Source organism: Pseudomonas allokribbensis, assembly GCF_014863605.1.
GTDB lineage: Bacteria > Pseudomonadota > Gammaproteobacteria > Pseudomonadales > Pseudomonadaceae > Aquipseudomonas > Aquipseudomonas allokribbensis.
The window spans coordinates 141055-159121 of sequence record NZ_CP062252.1 but is presented as its reverse complement, the minus strand read 5'-3'; the positions used below and the strand labels follow the sequence as shown (position 1 = coordinate 159121).

2 protein-coding genes are annotated in these 18067 nt (G+C 62.4%); one reads left to right on the top strand and one right to left on the bottom strand.

The features are described 5' to 3' along the window. Window positions 1-5 precede the first annotated feature (5 nt). Window positions 6-1358, bottom strand: a complete 1353-nt coding sequence (locus IF199_RS00685; protein ID WP_096823038.1) for a TolC family outer membrane protein — start codon at window positions 1356-1358, stop codon at window positions 6-8. 358 nt (window positions 1359-1716) lie between these two features. On the opposite strand from IF199_RS00685, the gene IF199_RS00680 reads away from it, so the two are divergent. Continuing rightward, on the top strand, window positions 1717-17949 hold the full coding sequence (locus IF199_RS00680) for a LapA family giant adhesin (protein WP_192559436.1): 16233 nt from the start codon (window positions 1717-1719) through the stop codon (window positions 17947-17949). Window positions 17950-18067 lie beyond the last annotated feature (118 nt).

Genomic DNA, 18067 nt, shown 5'->3' with positions numbered 1-18067 from the left:
ACAACTCAATTCATCCCGGGCAGTTGAACCTTGGGCTTCACGTCGTTCTGCACAACGGATGCCATCGGTGCGACCACTCCCTGGCTCTTGAGCAACTCGCCCATGGTCGCCTTGATTCGGTACTGAGTAAATAACTGAATGTTTTTGATCTCGGCCAGACGGCGCGAAGCGGTGAACAGTTCGTTTTCACTGTCGAGCAAATCCAGCAGGGTTCGTTCGCCGAGGCTGAACTGACGCTGGTAAGCGGTACGCACCGAGGTGCTGTGATCAACGTACTGCTGAGCGATCGGCACCTGGGCGTTGGCGTTGTTCAAGGCGTTCCAGGCCAGGCCCAGTTCTTCGTTCAACTGACGCAGGGCGTTGTTGCGAATGTCCAGCGCCTGGTTCGACAGGTAGGACTTGGATTCCAGGTCAGCCTTGTTGCTGCCACCGGAGTACAGGTTGAAGCGCATGCGCAGCATCGCCTGCCATTCATTGTTGTGACCGTTCTGACCGTCGAGGTCGTTGTCGGCGGTGCGGCCCAGTTCGGCGTCGAAACGTGGGTAGAAGGTCGACTTGGCGGTTTCGTACTGCTTCTCGGCAGCAGCGATGTCGGATTCGGCCGAGCGCAGGATCGGGCTGTTTTCCAGCATCTGCTGGCGCGCTTCATTAAGGTTGGCCGGCATCATCGCCATGAACGGCGCCGGACGCTCCAGTTGATCGGGCATCTGGCCGACGGCGCTGAGGAAGTTGGTTTCCGAGTCGGCGAGGTTGGTCTGCTCGGTCAGCAGATTGTTGCGGGCCTGGGCCATCCGCGCTTCGGCCTGGTCGAGGTCGGCACCGCTGCCGACGCCGCGCTGGGTGCGCAACTGGATCTGGTCGTAGATACGCTGGTGGCTCTTGAGGTTTTCCTCGGCCAGGCGCACGAACTCGCGACGGGTCAACACGTCCAGGTAAACCTGGGCCACGGTCAGCGCGGTGCGTTCGGAGGTGCCCAGCAAGGAGTAGGCGCGGGAGTTGACGGTGGCTTGTTGACGCCCGACTTCGCTGGACGTCGCAAAACCGTCAAAAACCATTTGCGACAGGCGCACACTCGACTCGCCGCGATTCAGGGTTTCCCAGTGATTGCCGCCACCGTTGGCACGGGTGGTGACGCTGTCGGTGCCTTCACGGCCATAACCGCCGAGCAGATCGACCTTGGGCAGGTATCCACCTTTGGCAGCCTTTAACTGATAATCCGCAGCCAATCGACTGTTGACCCCTGCCTGGATTTCCGGATGGACATCCAGTGCCTGTTGCATGGCTTCCGGTAAGGATTGTGCTTGTGCAAAAGAGGCGGCGAGAGCGAAGGGTAGAGCCTTGAGCAGGTGCGAACGCATGGTAAAGATTTCCCAGAACTTCTTGTCTTGAATCACAGCAAAATGGCGAGCTGCGTCGGAAGATGGCAACCGGAATGACCGTATGTCGGAAAGTTTAAAACCGGAACTGGATCACACGCTGAAGGCAGGTCGCCGCATAAATATCAATGTGACATTACTGGGGCGATTGTTTAGGATGGCTCCCAGAAGGTCAATAGTTTGGCATAAACTTAATAGCGAAAGAATCTAGCCAAAATATTGACGAAGATCAGCGTCAAACTTGATTCACATTTTTTTAAAAGTACGTCCAGACTGAATCGGCGCAGAAAGCCATCAGGTCTATGGAAGTCAACTGAACGTGACACCCGGAGAGTCTTCAATGAGCAGTGTTGTTGCCATCGTCAAAAGCATTGTCGGTCAGGTTTTCGTGGTGTCCCCAGAGGGCGTCCGTCGCGTACTCGTTGAAGGCGACCGCTTGTTCGTCGGTGATCAGGTCGATACCGGCGTTTCCGGCGCGGTGTCCCTGGAACTGGCCGATGGCCGCACCCTGGACCTGGGCCGCGACACGCAGTGGAGCGCCAGCACTCCGGACTCCAGCACCGATCTGGCCGAGGCCACTGCGCAAGCCGCGCCGTCCGTTGCAGAACTGCAACAAGCCATCGCCGCCGGCGCTGACCCGACCACCGCCCTTGAAGCCACCGCTGCCGGCCCGAGCGCCGCAGGCACGGGCGGTGCTGCCGGTGGCGGCCACAGTTTCGTGATGCTCGATGCGACCGCGGGCCGTGTCGACCCGACCATCGGCTTCCCGACCGCAGGCATCAACTCCGGTGGCCAGGCCGCCCAGAACATCACCGGTGGCCAGACCACCGACACCACCACCAACGCCCTGCGCGACTCGACCCTGAGCCTCAGCGCCACGCCGACCATCACCGAAGCCGGCGGCGTGCTGGTGTACACCGCGACCCTGACCCAGGCGCCGCTGACCGACCTGACCATCACCCTGTCCAACGGCTCGGTGATCGTGATTCCGGCAGGCTCCACCACCGGCACCGTCAACGTGCCACTGGCACCGAACGATACGGTCTACAACGACCCGACCCAGATCAACGTGACCGTCACCGGCACCACCGGTGGCAACGGCATTACCGTCACCGTGCCGACCACCCCGGCCGTGACCCAGGTCACCGATACCATCGACACCACCACCGTCACCCTGACGGCGGGCAACAGCGTCACCGAAGGTGGCCAGATCACCTATACCGCGACACTGACCAACCCGGCGCAGACACCGGTCACCGTCACCCTGTCCAACGGCTCGACCATCACCATCGGCGCCGGCCAGACCACCGGCACCGTCAACGTGCCGACCGCGCCGAATGACGTCTATAACAACGGCAGCACCGTCACTACCACGATTACGGGCGCAACCGGCGGCAACTTCGAAAACCTGGTGCCGAACCCGACGCCGGCCGTCACCACGATTGTGGACTCGATCGACACCACCGGTTTGACCCTGACAGCCACCGGCACCGTGGTCGAAGGCGGCCAGATCACCTACACCGCGACCTTGACCAACCCGGCACAGACGCCGGTGACCGTCACCCTGTCGAACGGCTCGACCATCACCATCGAAGCCGGCAAGACCAGCGGCAGCGTCAACGTGCCGACCGCACCGAATGACGTCTACAACAACGGTGGCACCGTCAGCACCACGATTACCGGCGCTACCGGCGGCAACTTCGAAAACCTGGTACCGAACACAACGCCGGCGACCACCACGGTCACCGACTCTATCGACACCACCAACCTGTCGCTGAGCGCTACCGGTTCCGTGGCTGAAGGCGGTTCGATCGTCTACACCGCGACCCTGACCAATCCGGCCGGCACCCCGGTGACCGTGACGTTGAGCAACGGCTCCGTCATCACCATCGAAGCGGGCAAAACCACTGGCACTGTGACCGTTCCGGCGCCTGCCGATGACGTTTACAAGGATGCGGGCAAAGTTGAAGTCAGCATTACCGGTACCACTGGCGGCAATTTCGAGAACCTGGTGCCGAGCACCGTTCCGGCCGTCACCGAAGTCACCGACACCATCGATACCACTACGGTCAAACTGACCGCGACCGAGTCGGCGGCTGAAGGCGGTACTGTCACTTATACCGCTACGGTGGGCGCGCCAGTGACCGGTTCGCCGGTCACCGTCACTTTGGCCAACGGCCAGACCATCACCATCGAAGTCGGCAAAACCACCGGTACCGTGACCACCACCGCGCCGAACGATGCGTTGAACGGTCATGAGCCACTGAGCAACTCGATCACTGGCGTAACGGGCGGCAACTACGAGAACCTCGTAGCCGACAAGACCCCGGTCAGCACCACCGTGACCGATACCGTCGACACCACCAACCTGACCCTGAGCGCTACCGGCTCTGTGGCTGAGGGCGGTTCGATCGTCTACACCGCAACCCTGACCAACCCGGCCGGCACCCCGGTGACCGTGACGTTGAGCAACGGCTCCGTCATCACCATCGAGGCCGGTAAAACAACTGGCACCGTAACGGTTCCTGCGCCAGCCGATGACGTCTACAAAGATGCCGGCAAAGTCGAAGTGACCATCAAGGACGCTTCCGGTGGCAACTTCGAGAATCTGGTGCCAAGCACTGTTCCGGCCGTCACCGAAGTCACCGATACCATCGACACTTCGACCGTCAAACTGACGGCTGATACGTCGGTCGCGGAAGGCGGCACTGTCACCTACACCGCCACGGTGAGTGCACCGGTCACCGGCTCGCCAGTGACTGTCACTTTGGCCAACGGTCAGTCGATCACCATCGAAGTCGGCAAGACTACCGGTACCGTGACCACCACGGCGCCAAACGATGTGCTGACCGGCCAGGCGCCGCTGAGCAACTCGATCACCGGCGTTTCCGGTGGCAACTACGAAAACCTCGTGGCCGACAAAACGCCGGTCAGCACCACCGTGACCGATACCGTCGACACTACCAACCTGACCTTGAGCGCCACTGGCTCCGTGGCCGAAGGTGGTTCGATCGTTTACACCGCTACATTGACCAACCCGGCCGGTACGCCGGTGACCGTGACCCTGAGCAATGGCTCGGTGATCACCATTGAAGCGGGTAAAACCACCGGCACCGTGACGGTTCCAGCCCCTGCCGATGACGTCTACAAAGATGCCGGCAAAGTCGAAGTGACCATCAAGGACACTTCCGGCGGCAACTTCGAGAACCTGGTGCCAAGCACCGTTCCGGCCGTCACTGAAGTCACTGACACCATCGACACGACGACCGTGAAGCTGACCGCTTCCGAAACCGCTGCTGAAGGTGGCACTGTCACCTACACCGCGACCGTGGGCGCGCCTGTGACCGGCTCGCCAGTGACGGTCACTTTGGCCAATGGCCAGACCATCACCATCGAAGTCGGCAAGACCACTGGCACCGTGATCACCACGGCACCGAACGATGCATTGAACGGTCATGAGCCACTGAGCAACTCGATCACTGGCGTGACTGGCGGCAACTACGAAAACCTCGTGGCCGACAAGACTCCGGTCAGCACCACCGTGACCGATACTGTCGACACCACCAACCTGACGCTGACCGCGACTGGAACCGTGGCCGAGGGCGGTTCGATTGTTTACACCGCGACCCTGACCAACCCGGCCGGCACGCCAGTGACCGTGACGTTGAGCAACGGCTCCGTCATCACTATCGAAGCGGGTAAAACCACTGGCACCGTGACCGTTCCAGCACCTGCTGATGACGTCTACAAAGACGCCGGCAAAGTCGAAGTGACCATCAAGGATGCGTCCGGCGGCAACTTCGAGAACCTGGTGCCAAGCACCGTTCCAGCCGTCACCGACGTCACCGATACCATCGACACCACCACGGTGAAGCTGACCGCAACCGAATCCGCTGCTGAAGGCGGCACCGTCACCTACACCGCCACAGTGGGCGCGCCAGTGACCGGTTCACCAGTCACCGTGACCCTGGCCAATGGTCAGTCGATCACCATCGAAGTCGGCAAAACCACCGGCACCGTGACCACCACCGCGCCGAACGATGCGTTGAACGGTCATGAGCCACTGAGCAACTCGATCACTGGCGTGAGCGGCGGCAACTACGAAAACCTCGTGGCCGACAAGACGCCGGTCAGCACCACCGTGACCGATACCGTCGACACCACCAATCTGTCGCTGACCGCGACTGGCTCCGTGGCCGAGGGCGGTTCGATTGTTTACACCGCGACCCTGACCAATCCGGCCGGCACCCCGGTAACCGTGACGTTGAGCAATGGCTCCGTCATCACCATCGAAGCTGGCAAGACCACGGGCACCGTGACCGTTCCGGCTCCGGCCGATGACGTCTACAAGGACGCCGGCAAAGTTGAAGTGACCATCAAGGACGCTTCCGGCGGCAACTTCGAAAACCTGGTGCCAAGCACTGTTCCGGCCGTAACCGAAGTCACCGATACCATCGACACCTCGACCGTGAAGTTGAGCGCCGATACGTCCGTAGCCGAAGGTGGCACCGTCACCTACACGGCCACCGTTGGTGCCCCAGTGACGGGTTCGCCGGTTGTCGTGACCCTGGCCAACGGCCAGACCATCACCATCGAAGTCGGCAAAACCACCGGTACCGTCACCACCACCGCGCCGAACGATGCGTTGAACGGCCATGAACCACTGAGCAACTCGATCACTGGCGTTTCCGGTGGCAACTACGAAAACCTCGTGGCTGACAAAACCCCGGTTTCGACTACGGTCACCGACACTGTCGACACCACTAATCTGTCGCTGACCGCGACTGGCTCGGTGGCCGAAGGCGGTTCGATCGTCTACACCGCGACCCTGACCAACCCCGCAGGCACTCCGGTGACCGTGACGTTGAGCAACGGCTCCGTCATTACCATCGAAGCGGGCAAAACCACCGGCACCGTGACCGTTCCGGCCCCTGCCGATGACGTCTACAAAGACGCCGGCAAGGTCGAAGTCACCATCAAGGATGCGTCCGGCGGCAACTTCGAGAACCTGGTGCCAAGCACCGTTCCGGCCGTCACTGAAGTCACTGACACCATCGACACCACCACGGTCAAACTGACCGCGACCGAGTCGGCAGCTGAAGGTGGCACCGTCACTTACACCGCGACTGTGGGCGCACCCGTGACCGGTTCTCCGGTCACCGTGACGCTGGCTAATGGTCAGTCGATCACCATCGAAGTCGGCAAGACCACTGGCACCGTGACCGCCACCGCGCCGAACGACGCGTTGAACGGTCACGAGCCACTGAGCAACTCGATCACTGGCGTGAGCGGCGGCAATTACGAGAATCTGGTTGCTGACAAAACCCCTGTTTCGACCACGGTTACCGACACCGTCGACACTACCAATCTGACGCTGAGCGCCACCGATTCTGTAGCTGAAGGCGGTTCGATCGTCTACACCGCGACCCTGACCAACCCGGCCGGCACCCCGGTGACCGTGACGTTGAGCAACGGCTCCGTCATCACCATCGAGGCCGGTAAAACCACCGGCACCGTCAGCGTTCCGGCACCGGCCGATGACGTCTACAAAGACGCCGGTAAAGTCGAAGTGACCATCAAGGATGCAACCGGCGGCAACTTCGAGAACCTGGTTCCGAGCACTGTTCCGGCCGTCACCGAAGTCACCGACACCATCGACACCACCACGGTCAAACTGACCGCGACTGAATCGGCAGCTGAAGGCGGCACCGTCACTTACACCGCCACCGTCGGCGCGCCTGTCACCGGTTCGCCTGTGACTGTGACCCTGTCCAACGGACAGTCGATCACCATCGAAGTCGGCAAAACCACCGGCACCGTCACCACCACAGCACCTAACGACGCGCTGAACGGCCATGCACCGCTGACAAACGCGATCACCGACGTTTCCGGTGGCAACTACGAAAACCTCGTGGCTGACAAAACCCCGGTCAGCACCACCGTGACCGACACCGTCGACACCACCAACCTGACCCTGAGCGCCACTGGCTCGGTGGCCGAGGGTGGTTCGATCATTTACACCGCGACCCTGACCAATCCGGCCGGCACCCCGGTGACCGTGACCCTGTCGAACGGCGCCGTGATCACCATCGAGGCCGGCAAAACTACCGGCACCGTCAGCGTTCCGGCACCGGCCGATGACGTCTACAAAGATGCAGGCAAAGTCGAAGCAACCATTTCGACCGCCACCGGCGGCAACTTCGAGAACCTGGTGCCAAGCACCGTTCCGGCCGTCACCGAAGTGACCGATACCATCGACACCTCGACCGTCAAACTGACCGCGACCGAGTCGGCAGCTGAAGGCGGCACCGTCACCTACACCGCAACGGTTGGCGCACCTGTGACTGGCTCGCCGGTCACCGTGACCCTGGCCAACGGTCAGTCGATCACCATCGAAGTCGGCAAAACCACCGGCACCGTGACCACCACCGCACCGAACGACGCACTCAACGGTCACGAACCGCTGACCAACTCGATCACTGGCGTGAGCGGCGGCAACTACGAGAACCTCGTAGCCGACAAGACACCGGTCAGCACCACCGTGACCGACACTGTCGACACCACCAACCTGACCCTGAGCGCGACGCCGGCAGTCAACGAAGGTGGCCAGATCACCTACACCGCGACCCTGACCAACGCCGCCGGCACCCCGGTGACCGTGACGTTGAGCAACGGCGCCGTGATCACCATCGAGGCCGGCAAAACCACCGGCACCGTGACCGTCGATGCACCGAAGGACGACGTCTACAAGGACGCCGGCACCGTCGAAACGACCATCAAGGGCGCGACCGGTGGCGACTTCGAAAACCTGGTCACCAGCACCACCCCGGCGGTCACCACCGTCAATGACACCATCGACACGTCCACCGTGTCGCTGACCGCTACCGCCAATGTCGCCGAAGGCGAAACCGTGGTCTACACCGCGACCGTGACGGCGCCAGTGACCGGCTCGCCGGTCGTCGTGACCCTGTCCAACGGCCAGACCATCACCATCGCCGTCGGCGAGACCACCGGCACCGTGAACTTCGTCGCGCCGAACAGCCCGCTGGCTGGCGGCAGTTCGCTGAGCGTGACCATCGACAAGGCCACCGGTGGCAACTACGAAAACCTGGCGGTCGACAGCAAACCGGCAAACACCTCGGTGTCGGACACCGTCGACACGACCAACCTGAACCTGACGGCCACCGATTCGGTCGCCGAGGGTGGCTCGATTGTCTACACCGCCACCCTGACCAACCCGGCTGGTACGCCGGTGACCGTGACCCTGTCGAACGGCGCGGTGATCACCATCGAAGCCGGCAAGACCACTGGCACCGTGACCGTTCCGGCTCCTGCGGACGATGTGTACAAGGATGCCGGCAAAGTCGAGGCAACCATTTCGACCGCCACCGGTGGCGGTTTCGAGAACCTGGTGCCAAGCACCGTTCCAGCCGTGACCAACGTCACCGACACCATCGACACCACCACGGTGAAACTCACCGCGACCGAGTCGGCGGCTGAAGGCGGCACTGTCACTTACACCGCGACTGTGGGTGCGCCTGTGACTGGCTCGCCGGTGACCGTGACCCTGTCGAACGGTCAGTCGATCACCATCGAAGTCGGCAAGACCACCGGCACCGTCACCACCACCGCGCCGAACGATGCACTCAACGGTCACGCGCCGCTGACCAACGCGATCACTGGCGTGACGGGCGGCAATTACGAGAACCTCGTAGCTGACAAGACCCCGGTCAGCACCACCGTGACTGACACCGTCGACACTACCAACCTGACCCTGAGCGCCACTGGCTCCGTGGCCGAGGGTGGTTCGATCGTCTACACCGCGACCCTGACCAACCCAGCCGGCACTCCGGTGACCGTGACCCTGTCGAACGGCGCTGTCATCACCATCGAAGCCGGTAAAACCACCGGCACCGTCAGCGTTCCGGCTCCGGCCGATGACGTCTACAAAGATGCGGGTAAAGTCGAAGCAACCATTTCGACGGCCACGGGCGGCAACTTCGAGAACCTGGTGCCGAGCACCGTTCCGGCCGTAACCCAGGTCACCGACACCATCGACACCACCACGGTGAAACTCACCGCGACCGAGTCGGCGGCTGAAGGCGGCACTGTCACTTACACCGCGACTGTTGGCGCGCCTGTGACTGGCTCGCCAGTGACCGTGACCCTGTCGAACGGTCAGTCGATCACCATCGAAGTCGGCAAAACCACCGGTACCGTGACCACCACCGCACCGAACGATGCGTTGAACGGTCATGCACCGCTGACCAATGCGATCACCGACGTAACGGGCGGCAACTACGAAAACCTCGTAGCTGACAAAACCCCGGTCAACACCACCGTGACTGACACCGTCGACACCACCAACCTGTCGCTGACCGCGACCGGCACCGTGGCCGAGGGTGGCTCGATCGTTTACACCGCCACCTTGACCAACCCGGCCGGCACGCCGCTGACCGTGACCCTGTCGAACGGCGCCGTCATCACCATCGAGGCCGGCAAGACTACGGGCACCGTGACTGTTGCCGCTCCAGCCGATGACGTCTACAAAGACGCCGGCAAAGTCGAAGTCACCATCAAGGATGCAACCGGTGGCAACTTCGAGAACCTCGTTCCGAGCACCGTTCCAGCCGTGACCCAAGTCACCGACACCATCGACACCACCACGGTGAAACTCACTGCGACCGAGTCGGCGGCTGAAGGCGGAACCGTTACTTACACCGCAACCGTGGGTGCCCCGGTGACCGGTTCGCCAGTGACCGTAACTCTGTCGAACGGTCAGTCGATCACCATCGAAGTCGGCAAAACCACCGGCACAGTGACCACCACCGCGCCGAACGATGCGCTCAATGGCCACGCGCCGCTGAGCAACGCGATCACCGGCGTGACGGGTGGCAACTACGAAAATCTCGTGGCCGACAAAACGCCGGTCAGCACCACCGTGACTGACACCGTCGACACCACCAACCTGACCCTGAGCGCCACTGGCTCCGTGGCCGAAGGCGGCTCGATTGTCTACACCGCGACCCTGACCAATCCTGCCGGCACACCAGTGACCGTGACCTTGAGCAACGGCGCTGTCATCACGATCGAAGCCGGTAAAACCACCGGCACCGTGACCGTTGCAGCGCCAGCCGATGACGTTTACAAGGACGCCGGCAAAGTCGAAGCGACCATTTCGACGGCCACAGGCGGCAACTTCGAGAACCTGGTGCCAAGCACCGTTCCGGCCGTGACCCAAGTCACCGACACCATCGACACCACCACGGTGAAACTCACTGCGACCGAGTCGGCGGCTGAAGGCGGAACCGTTACTTACACCGCAACCGTGGGTGCCCCGGTGACCGGTTCGCCAGTGACCGTAACTCTGTCGAACGGTCAGTCGATCACCATCGAAGTCGGCAAGACCACCGGCACCGTCACCACCACCGCACCGAACGATGCGTTGACCGGTCACGCGCCGTTGACCAACGCGATCACCGGCGTGACGGGCGGCAACTACGAAAACCTCGTAGCCGACAAGACCCCGGTTTCGACCACGGTCACCGACACCGTCGACACCACCAACCTGACCCTCAGCGCCACCAATTCGGTCGCCGAGGGTGGTTCGATCATCTACACCGCGACCCTGACCAACGCTGCTGGCTCGCCAGTCACCGTGACCTTGTCGAACGGCGCCGTGATTACCATCGAAGCCGGTAAAACCACCGGCACCGTGACCGTTCCAGCCCCGGCAGATGACGTCTACAAAGACGCCGGCACTGTCCAGGCCACGATCACCAACGCCACGGGCGGCAACTTCGAGAACCTGGTGCCAAGCACCGTTCCGGCCGTGACCCAGGTCACCGACACCATCGACACCACCACGGTGAAACTCACCGCGACCGAGTCGGCGGCTGAAGGCGGCACAGTCACTTACACCGCGACTGTGGGTGCGCCTGTGACTGGCTCGCCGGTTACTGTGAACCTGGCCAACGGTCAGTCGATCACCATCGAAGTCGGCAAGACCACCGGCACCGTCACCACCACCGCACCAAACGATGCGCTCAACGGCCACGCACCGCTGACCAACGCGATCACCAACGTGACCGGTGGCAACTACGAAAATCTGGTGGCCGACAAGACACCGGTCAACACCACTGTGACCGACACCGTCGACACCACCAATCTGTCCTTGAGCGCCACCAATTCGGTCGCCGAGGGCGGTTCGATTATCTACACCGCCACATTGACCAACGCTGCGGGCACTCCGGTGACCGTGACCTTGAGCAACGGCGCCGTGATCACCATCGAAGCCGGCAAAACCACCGGTACCGTGACCGTTCCTGCACCGGCCGACGACGTCTACAAAGATGCCGGCACTGTCCAGGCCACGATCAGCAACGCCACCGGCGGCAACTTCGAAAACCTGGTGACCAGCACCACGCCAGCGGTGACCAGCGTCACTGACACCATCGACACCACGAACGTGAAACTGACCGCCACCACCAGCGTGGCTGAAGGCGGCACCGTCACTTACACCGCGACTGTCGGCGCCCCTGTGACCGGTTCACCCGTCACGGTGACCCTGTCGAATGGCCAGAGCATCACCATCGAAGTCGGCAAGACCACCGGCACCGTGACCACCACCGCACCGAACGATGTGTTGACCGGCCACGCGCCGCTGACCAACGCGATCACCAACGTGACCGGTGGCAACTACGAGAACCTGGTCGCCGATAAAACCCCGGTATCGACCACCGTCACCGACACCATCGACACCACCAACCTGTCGCTCAGCGCGACCGGCACCGTGGCCGAGGGCGGCTCGATCACCTACACCGCGACCCTGACCAACGCCGCGGGCTCGCCAGTGACCGTGACCCTGAGCAACGGCGCGGTGATCACTATCGAAGCCGGCAAAACCACGGGTACCGTGACCGTTCCTGCGCCAGCCGATGACGTCTACAAAGACGCCGGCAACGTGCAGGCCACGATCACCAACGCCAGCGGTGGCAGCTTCGAAAATCTGGTGACCAGCACCACGCCAGCGGTGACCAGCGTCACTGACACCATCGACACCACGACCGTGAAGCTGACCGCGACCACGACGGCAGCCGAAGGTGGCACTGTCACCTACACCGCGACCGTGGGCGCCCCGGTGACGGGTTCGCCAGTGACTGTGACCCTGTCGAACGGTCAGTCGATCACCATCGAAGTCGGCAAGACCACCGGCACTGTCACCACCACTGCGCCTAACGACGTGTTGAATGGTCATGCACCGCTGACCAATGCGATCACCGGCGTAACCGGTGGCAACTACGAAAATCTGGTGGCCGACAAGACACCGGTCAGCACCACCGTGACCGACACTGTCGACACCACCAACCTGTCCCTGAGTGCTACCAATTCGGTTGCCGAAGGTGGTTCGATCATCTACACCGCGACCCTGACCAACGCTGCCGGCACTCCGGTGACCGTAACGTTGAGCAATGGCGCCGTGATCACCATCGAGGCGGGTAAAACCACCGGCACCGTGACCGTTCCAGCCCCGGCAGATGACGTCTACAAAGACGCCGGCACTGTCCAGGCCACGATCACCAACGCCACGGGCGGCAACTTCGAAAACCTGGTGACCAGCAACACACCAGCGGTGACCAGCGTCACCGACACCATCGACACCACCACCGTGAAGCTGACCGCGACCGCAGCAGCGGCCGAGGGTGGCAACGTTGTCTACACCGCGACTGTCGGTGCACCTGTAACGGGTTCGCCAGTGACCGTGACCCTGTCCAACGGCCAGACCATCACGATCGACATCGGTAAAACCACTGGCACCGTGACCACCACCGCGCCTAACGATGCGCTGACCGGTCATGCACCGCTGACCAACGCGATCACCAACGTTTCTGGCGGCAACTACGAAAACCTCGTGGCCGACAAAACGCCGGTTTCGACTACGGTCACCGACACCATCGACACCACCAACCTGTCGCTCAGCGCGACCGGCACCGTGGCCGAAGGTGGCTCGATTACTTACACCGCAACGCTGACCAACGCCGCTGGCTCGCCAGTGACCGTGACCCTGTCGAACGGCGCCGTGATCACCATCGACGCCGGCAAGACCACCGGCACCGTGACCGTTCCTGCGCCAGCCGATGACGTCTACAAAGATGCCGGCAACGTGCAGGCCACGATCACCAACGCCAGCGGTGGCAACTTCGAGAACCTGGTCACCAGCACCACGCCAGCGGTGACCAGCGTCACCGACACCATCGACACCACCACCGTGAAGCTGACTGCGACCACAACAGCGGCCGAGGGTGGCAACGTTGTCTACACCGCGACCGTGGGTGCGCCTGTAACCGGTTCGCCAGTGACCGTGACCCTGTCCAACGGTCAGTCGATCACGATCGACATCGGCAAGACCACCGGCACCGTGACCACCACCGCGCCTAACGACGCGTTGACCGGGCATGCACCGCTGACCAACTCGATCACCAACGTTTCTGGCGGCAACTACGAAAACCTCGTGGCCGACAAGACGCCGGTTTCGACTACGGTCACCGATACCATCGACACCACCAACCTGTCGCTCACCGCGACCGGCACCGTGGCCGAGGGTGGCTCGATCACTTACACCGCAACACTGACCAACGCCGCTGGCTCGCCAGTGACCGTGACCCTGTCGAACGGCGCCGTGATCACCATCGACGCCGGCAAGACCACCGGCACCGTGACCGTTCCTGCGCCAGCCGATGACGTCTACAAGGACGCCGGCAACGTGCAGGCCTCGATCACCAACGCCACCGGTGGCAACTTCGAGAACCTGGTGACCAGCAACACACCAGCGGTGACCAGCGTCACCGACACCATCGACACCACTACCGTCAGCATCACCGGCAGCACCTCGGTGACCGAAGGCCAGACCGCCAGCTACACCGTCAGCCTGACCCACCCGGCGCAAACCGAAGTGACCCTGAAAATCGTCTACAGCGGCACCGCCGCCGACGGTTCGGACTTCACCGGCGTGTACACCGTGAAGATCCCGGCCGGTGCAAGCACCGCGACCTTCAACGTTGCGACCATCGACGACAAGATCACCGAAGGCACCGAAAACTTCGTGGTCAAGATCGACTCGGCCACCGGCGGCAACTTCGAGAACCTCGCCGTCAGCAGCACCAACGGCAGCGTCAGCACCTCGATCATCGACAACGATGCGCCACCGGTCATCGACCTCGACGCCAACAACTCCAGCGGCGCCACCGGGGCCGACTACAAGGTGACCTTCACCGAGAACACCCCGGGCGCGGGTGTGTCGATTGCCGACACCGATATCAAGATCACCGACCCGGACAGCACCATGCTGACCGGCGCCACCATCGTGCTGACCAACCGTCAGGACGGCGATGCGCTGAATCTGGGCAACAGCGTCAACGGCATCACCATCAATGCCAACAGCACCAACGGCACGATCACGCTGACCCTGTCGGGCAATGCGACGCTGGCCGACTACATGCAGCAGATCAAGAACATCAGCTTCACCAACAGCAGTGAAGACCCGAGCACCGTGCCACGGATCATCACCGTGACCGTCACCGATGGCGGCAACTACTCCAACGTCGCCACCACCACGGTCAATGTGGTGGCGGTCAACGACGCGCCGGTCGCCGCTCCGGTCAATGTCACCGGTACCGAAGACACCCCGCTGATTCTCGGCTGGTCGACCTTCGGCGTCAGCGACGTGGACAGCCCGGCCTCGAGCCTGGGCGTGAAAATCACCCAGCTGCCGGGCGAAGGCAAACTGCAGTATCTGGACGGTTCGACCTGGAAAGACGTCGCCACCAACCAGACCTTCAGCAAGGCCGACATCGACGCCGGCAAGCTGCGCTTCATGCCGGATGCCAACGAGTCGGGCGTGAACGGTTACGGCGGCACCGGCCTGGGCAACAACCAGGCTGACTACGCACAGATCAAGTTCCAGCCAACCGACGGCCAATTGCTGGGCAACACCGGCACCATCAAGATCGACATCACGCCAGTGGCGGATGCACCGACCCTGTCGGTTGCCGATAACAGCGTGAAGTCCACCGGGTTGATCAAGGAAGTCTGGACCGGCCTGTCGGGCCTGGGCACCGACGGCAGCGGCGCGAATTCGACCACGCTGAAAAACGTGATCGACGGCGCCGGCACACCGAACTCCAGCGGCACCGTGACCAACGTGCAATCCGACGGCAGCGTGACCGCCGGCACCGCATCGAAGACTTCGGGCCTGATCTATCTGGAAGCCGGCAAGACCTACACCTTCACCGGTACTGGCGATGACAGCCTGCTGGTGACCATCGGCGGCAAGAGCGTGGCGTCCACCACGTGGGGCGCGGGCGGCAACCTCAACGGTTCGTTCACCCCGACCACCAGCGGCTACTACACCCTGGACATCTACCACCACAACCAGAGCGGTCCGGGCAGCTACGACGTCAACCTGTCGGTCAACGGCAGCACGCCGATCGATCTGAGCAGTGCCGGCGTGCCGATCTACACCGGCGTGACGGATCTGGTGAACGCAGGCGTGACAGTGTCCGACCTGCACGGCAGCAACGGCGAAGGCTATTACGACGGCTACAAACTCAACACCGGCGCCGAAGGCACCACCGTGAAACTGTCGTCGATCAGCACCGCGCTGACCGACACCGACGGCTCGGAAACCCTGAGCATCAAGATCAGCGGCGCACCGGTCGGATCGGTCCTCAGCGACGGCGCAGGCCACAGCTTCACCGTGACCGCCACCAGCGGCGACGCCAACGTCACCGGCTGGAACCTCGGCACCCTGACCGTGACTCCGCCGACCTACTACAACGGCCAGTTCAACCTGACCGTGACCTCGACCTCCACCGAGGCCGTGGGCGGCTCGGCCAGCACCACCGCGACCATTCCGGTCACCGTGGTGCCGGCGGTCTACAACGCGGTGGTCGCCACCTCGGGTGACGACACCTTCACCGGTACCGACGGCAACGACATCATGGTCGCCGACATCGGCGGCCTGACCGTGGTGCCGGGCACCAACTACAACATCGCGTTCATGGTCGACAGCTCCGGCAGCATGAGCGCCTCGTCGATCAACGCCGCCAAGGACTCGCTGACGTCGGTGTTCAACACCCTCAAGCAGAGCATGGGCAACAACTCGGGCACGGTGAACATCTTCCTGGTGGACTTCGATACCCAGGTCAACAAGTCGGTGTCGGTGAACCTCAACGACCCGAATGCGCTGACCTTGCTCAAAGCCGTGCTGGACTCGATGACCTCCGGCGGCGGCACCAACTATGAAGACGTGTTCAAAGCCACGGCCAACTTCTTCCAGAGCACTGAAGCGCTGGCCAACACCGGGGCGAAGAACCTCACGTACTTCATCACCGACGGCCAGCCGACCTACTACCAGAGCGGCGAGCAGACCAACCCGACGCTGTACGGCAACGTGAAGCTCGACGACGTGGTGAAGACCAGCAACTACAAACTGGGCGACAGCTTCAGCACCTACATCGACAGCACCCACTACCTGAGCATCAACACTGCCGGCGCCGTGGTATTGCAAACGCTGAAGAACGGCAACTGGAGCTGGAACAGCCTGGGCACCATCCACGCCCAGGGCGACGGCACCTATGAGCTGTCGAGCCTGGCGGGTAGCGGCAACAGCACCACGTCGGCCACCACCGACAACGCCAACAGCGGCTTCGCGCTGCTCAGCGGGCTGTCGAACGTCGAGGCCATCGGTATCAACAGCGGCGTCAGCCTCAACGATCTGAAACCTTACGACAGCGATCACAACCCGCAGACCAACATCGATCCCAAGGATCTGGCGAACTCGATCATCGGCCACACCGAGGCGACGATGCCAGGCAACGACACCGTCAGCGGCGGCGACGGCAACGACATCCTGTTCGGCGATCTGGTGAGCTTCAACGGCATTGCCGGCGAGGGTTACCAGGCGATGCAGGCGTTCGTCGCGCAGCAGACCGGCGTCGATGTCAGCAAAGTCACCACCAGCAACGTGCACCAGTACATCACCGAGCACTATCAGGCGTTCGATGTGTCCGGTGCCCATGACGGCAACGACACGCTGCTGGGCGGCGCGGGCAATGACATCCTGTTCGGCTCGGGCGGCAACGACCTGCTCGACGGCGGCAAGGGCAATGACATCCTGCTCGGCGGTACCGGCAACGACACGCTGATCGGTGGCCCGGGCAACGACATCCTGATCGGTGGTTCCGGTGCCGACACCTTCGTCTGGAAGGCAGGCGACACCGGCAACGACGTGATCAAGGACTTCAAGGCCAGCGAAGGCGACCGCATCGACCTGCGTGATCTGTTGCAGGGCGAGACCGGCAGCACCATCGACAACTTCCTGAAGATCACCACGGTCGACGGCGTGTCGTCGCTGCAAGTCAGCTCTGGCGGCAAGTTCAACTCGGGTGATGCCGCAGCCGCCACACCGGACGTGACGATCAAACTGGAAGGCAACAACTGGTCCACTGCCAACATTCACAACCTGATTGCCGGCAGCGATCCGACCATCAAGGTCGACCACAACAACAGCTGATGCGTGAACAAAACGGCCGCCCCAATGGGGCGGCCGTCACGTTTGCGCCCATCACCCCGGTGACGATTTCGTCGGCGCACCGCATACTCGCGCGCAGTTGGCTATGCTGCTGACAGCA

Excerpts from the sequence above, each read along its gene's own strand:
- IF199_RS00680 (WP_192559436.1), top strand. The coding sequence starts at position 1,717 with ATGAGCAGTGTTGTTGCCATCGTCAAAAGCATTGTCGGTCAGGTTTTC.
- IF199_RS00685 (WP_096823038.1), bottom strand. The coding sequence starts at position 1,358 with ATGCGTTCGCACCTGCTCAAGGCTCTACCCTTCGCTCTCGCCGCCTCT.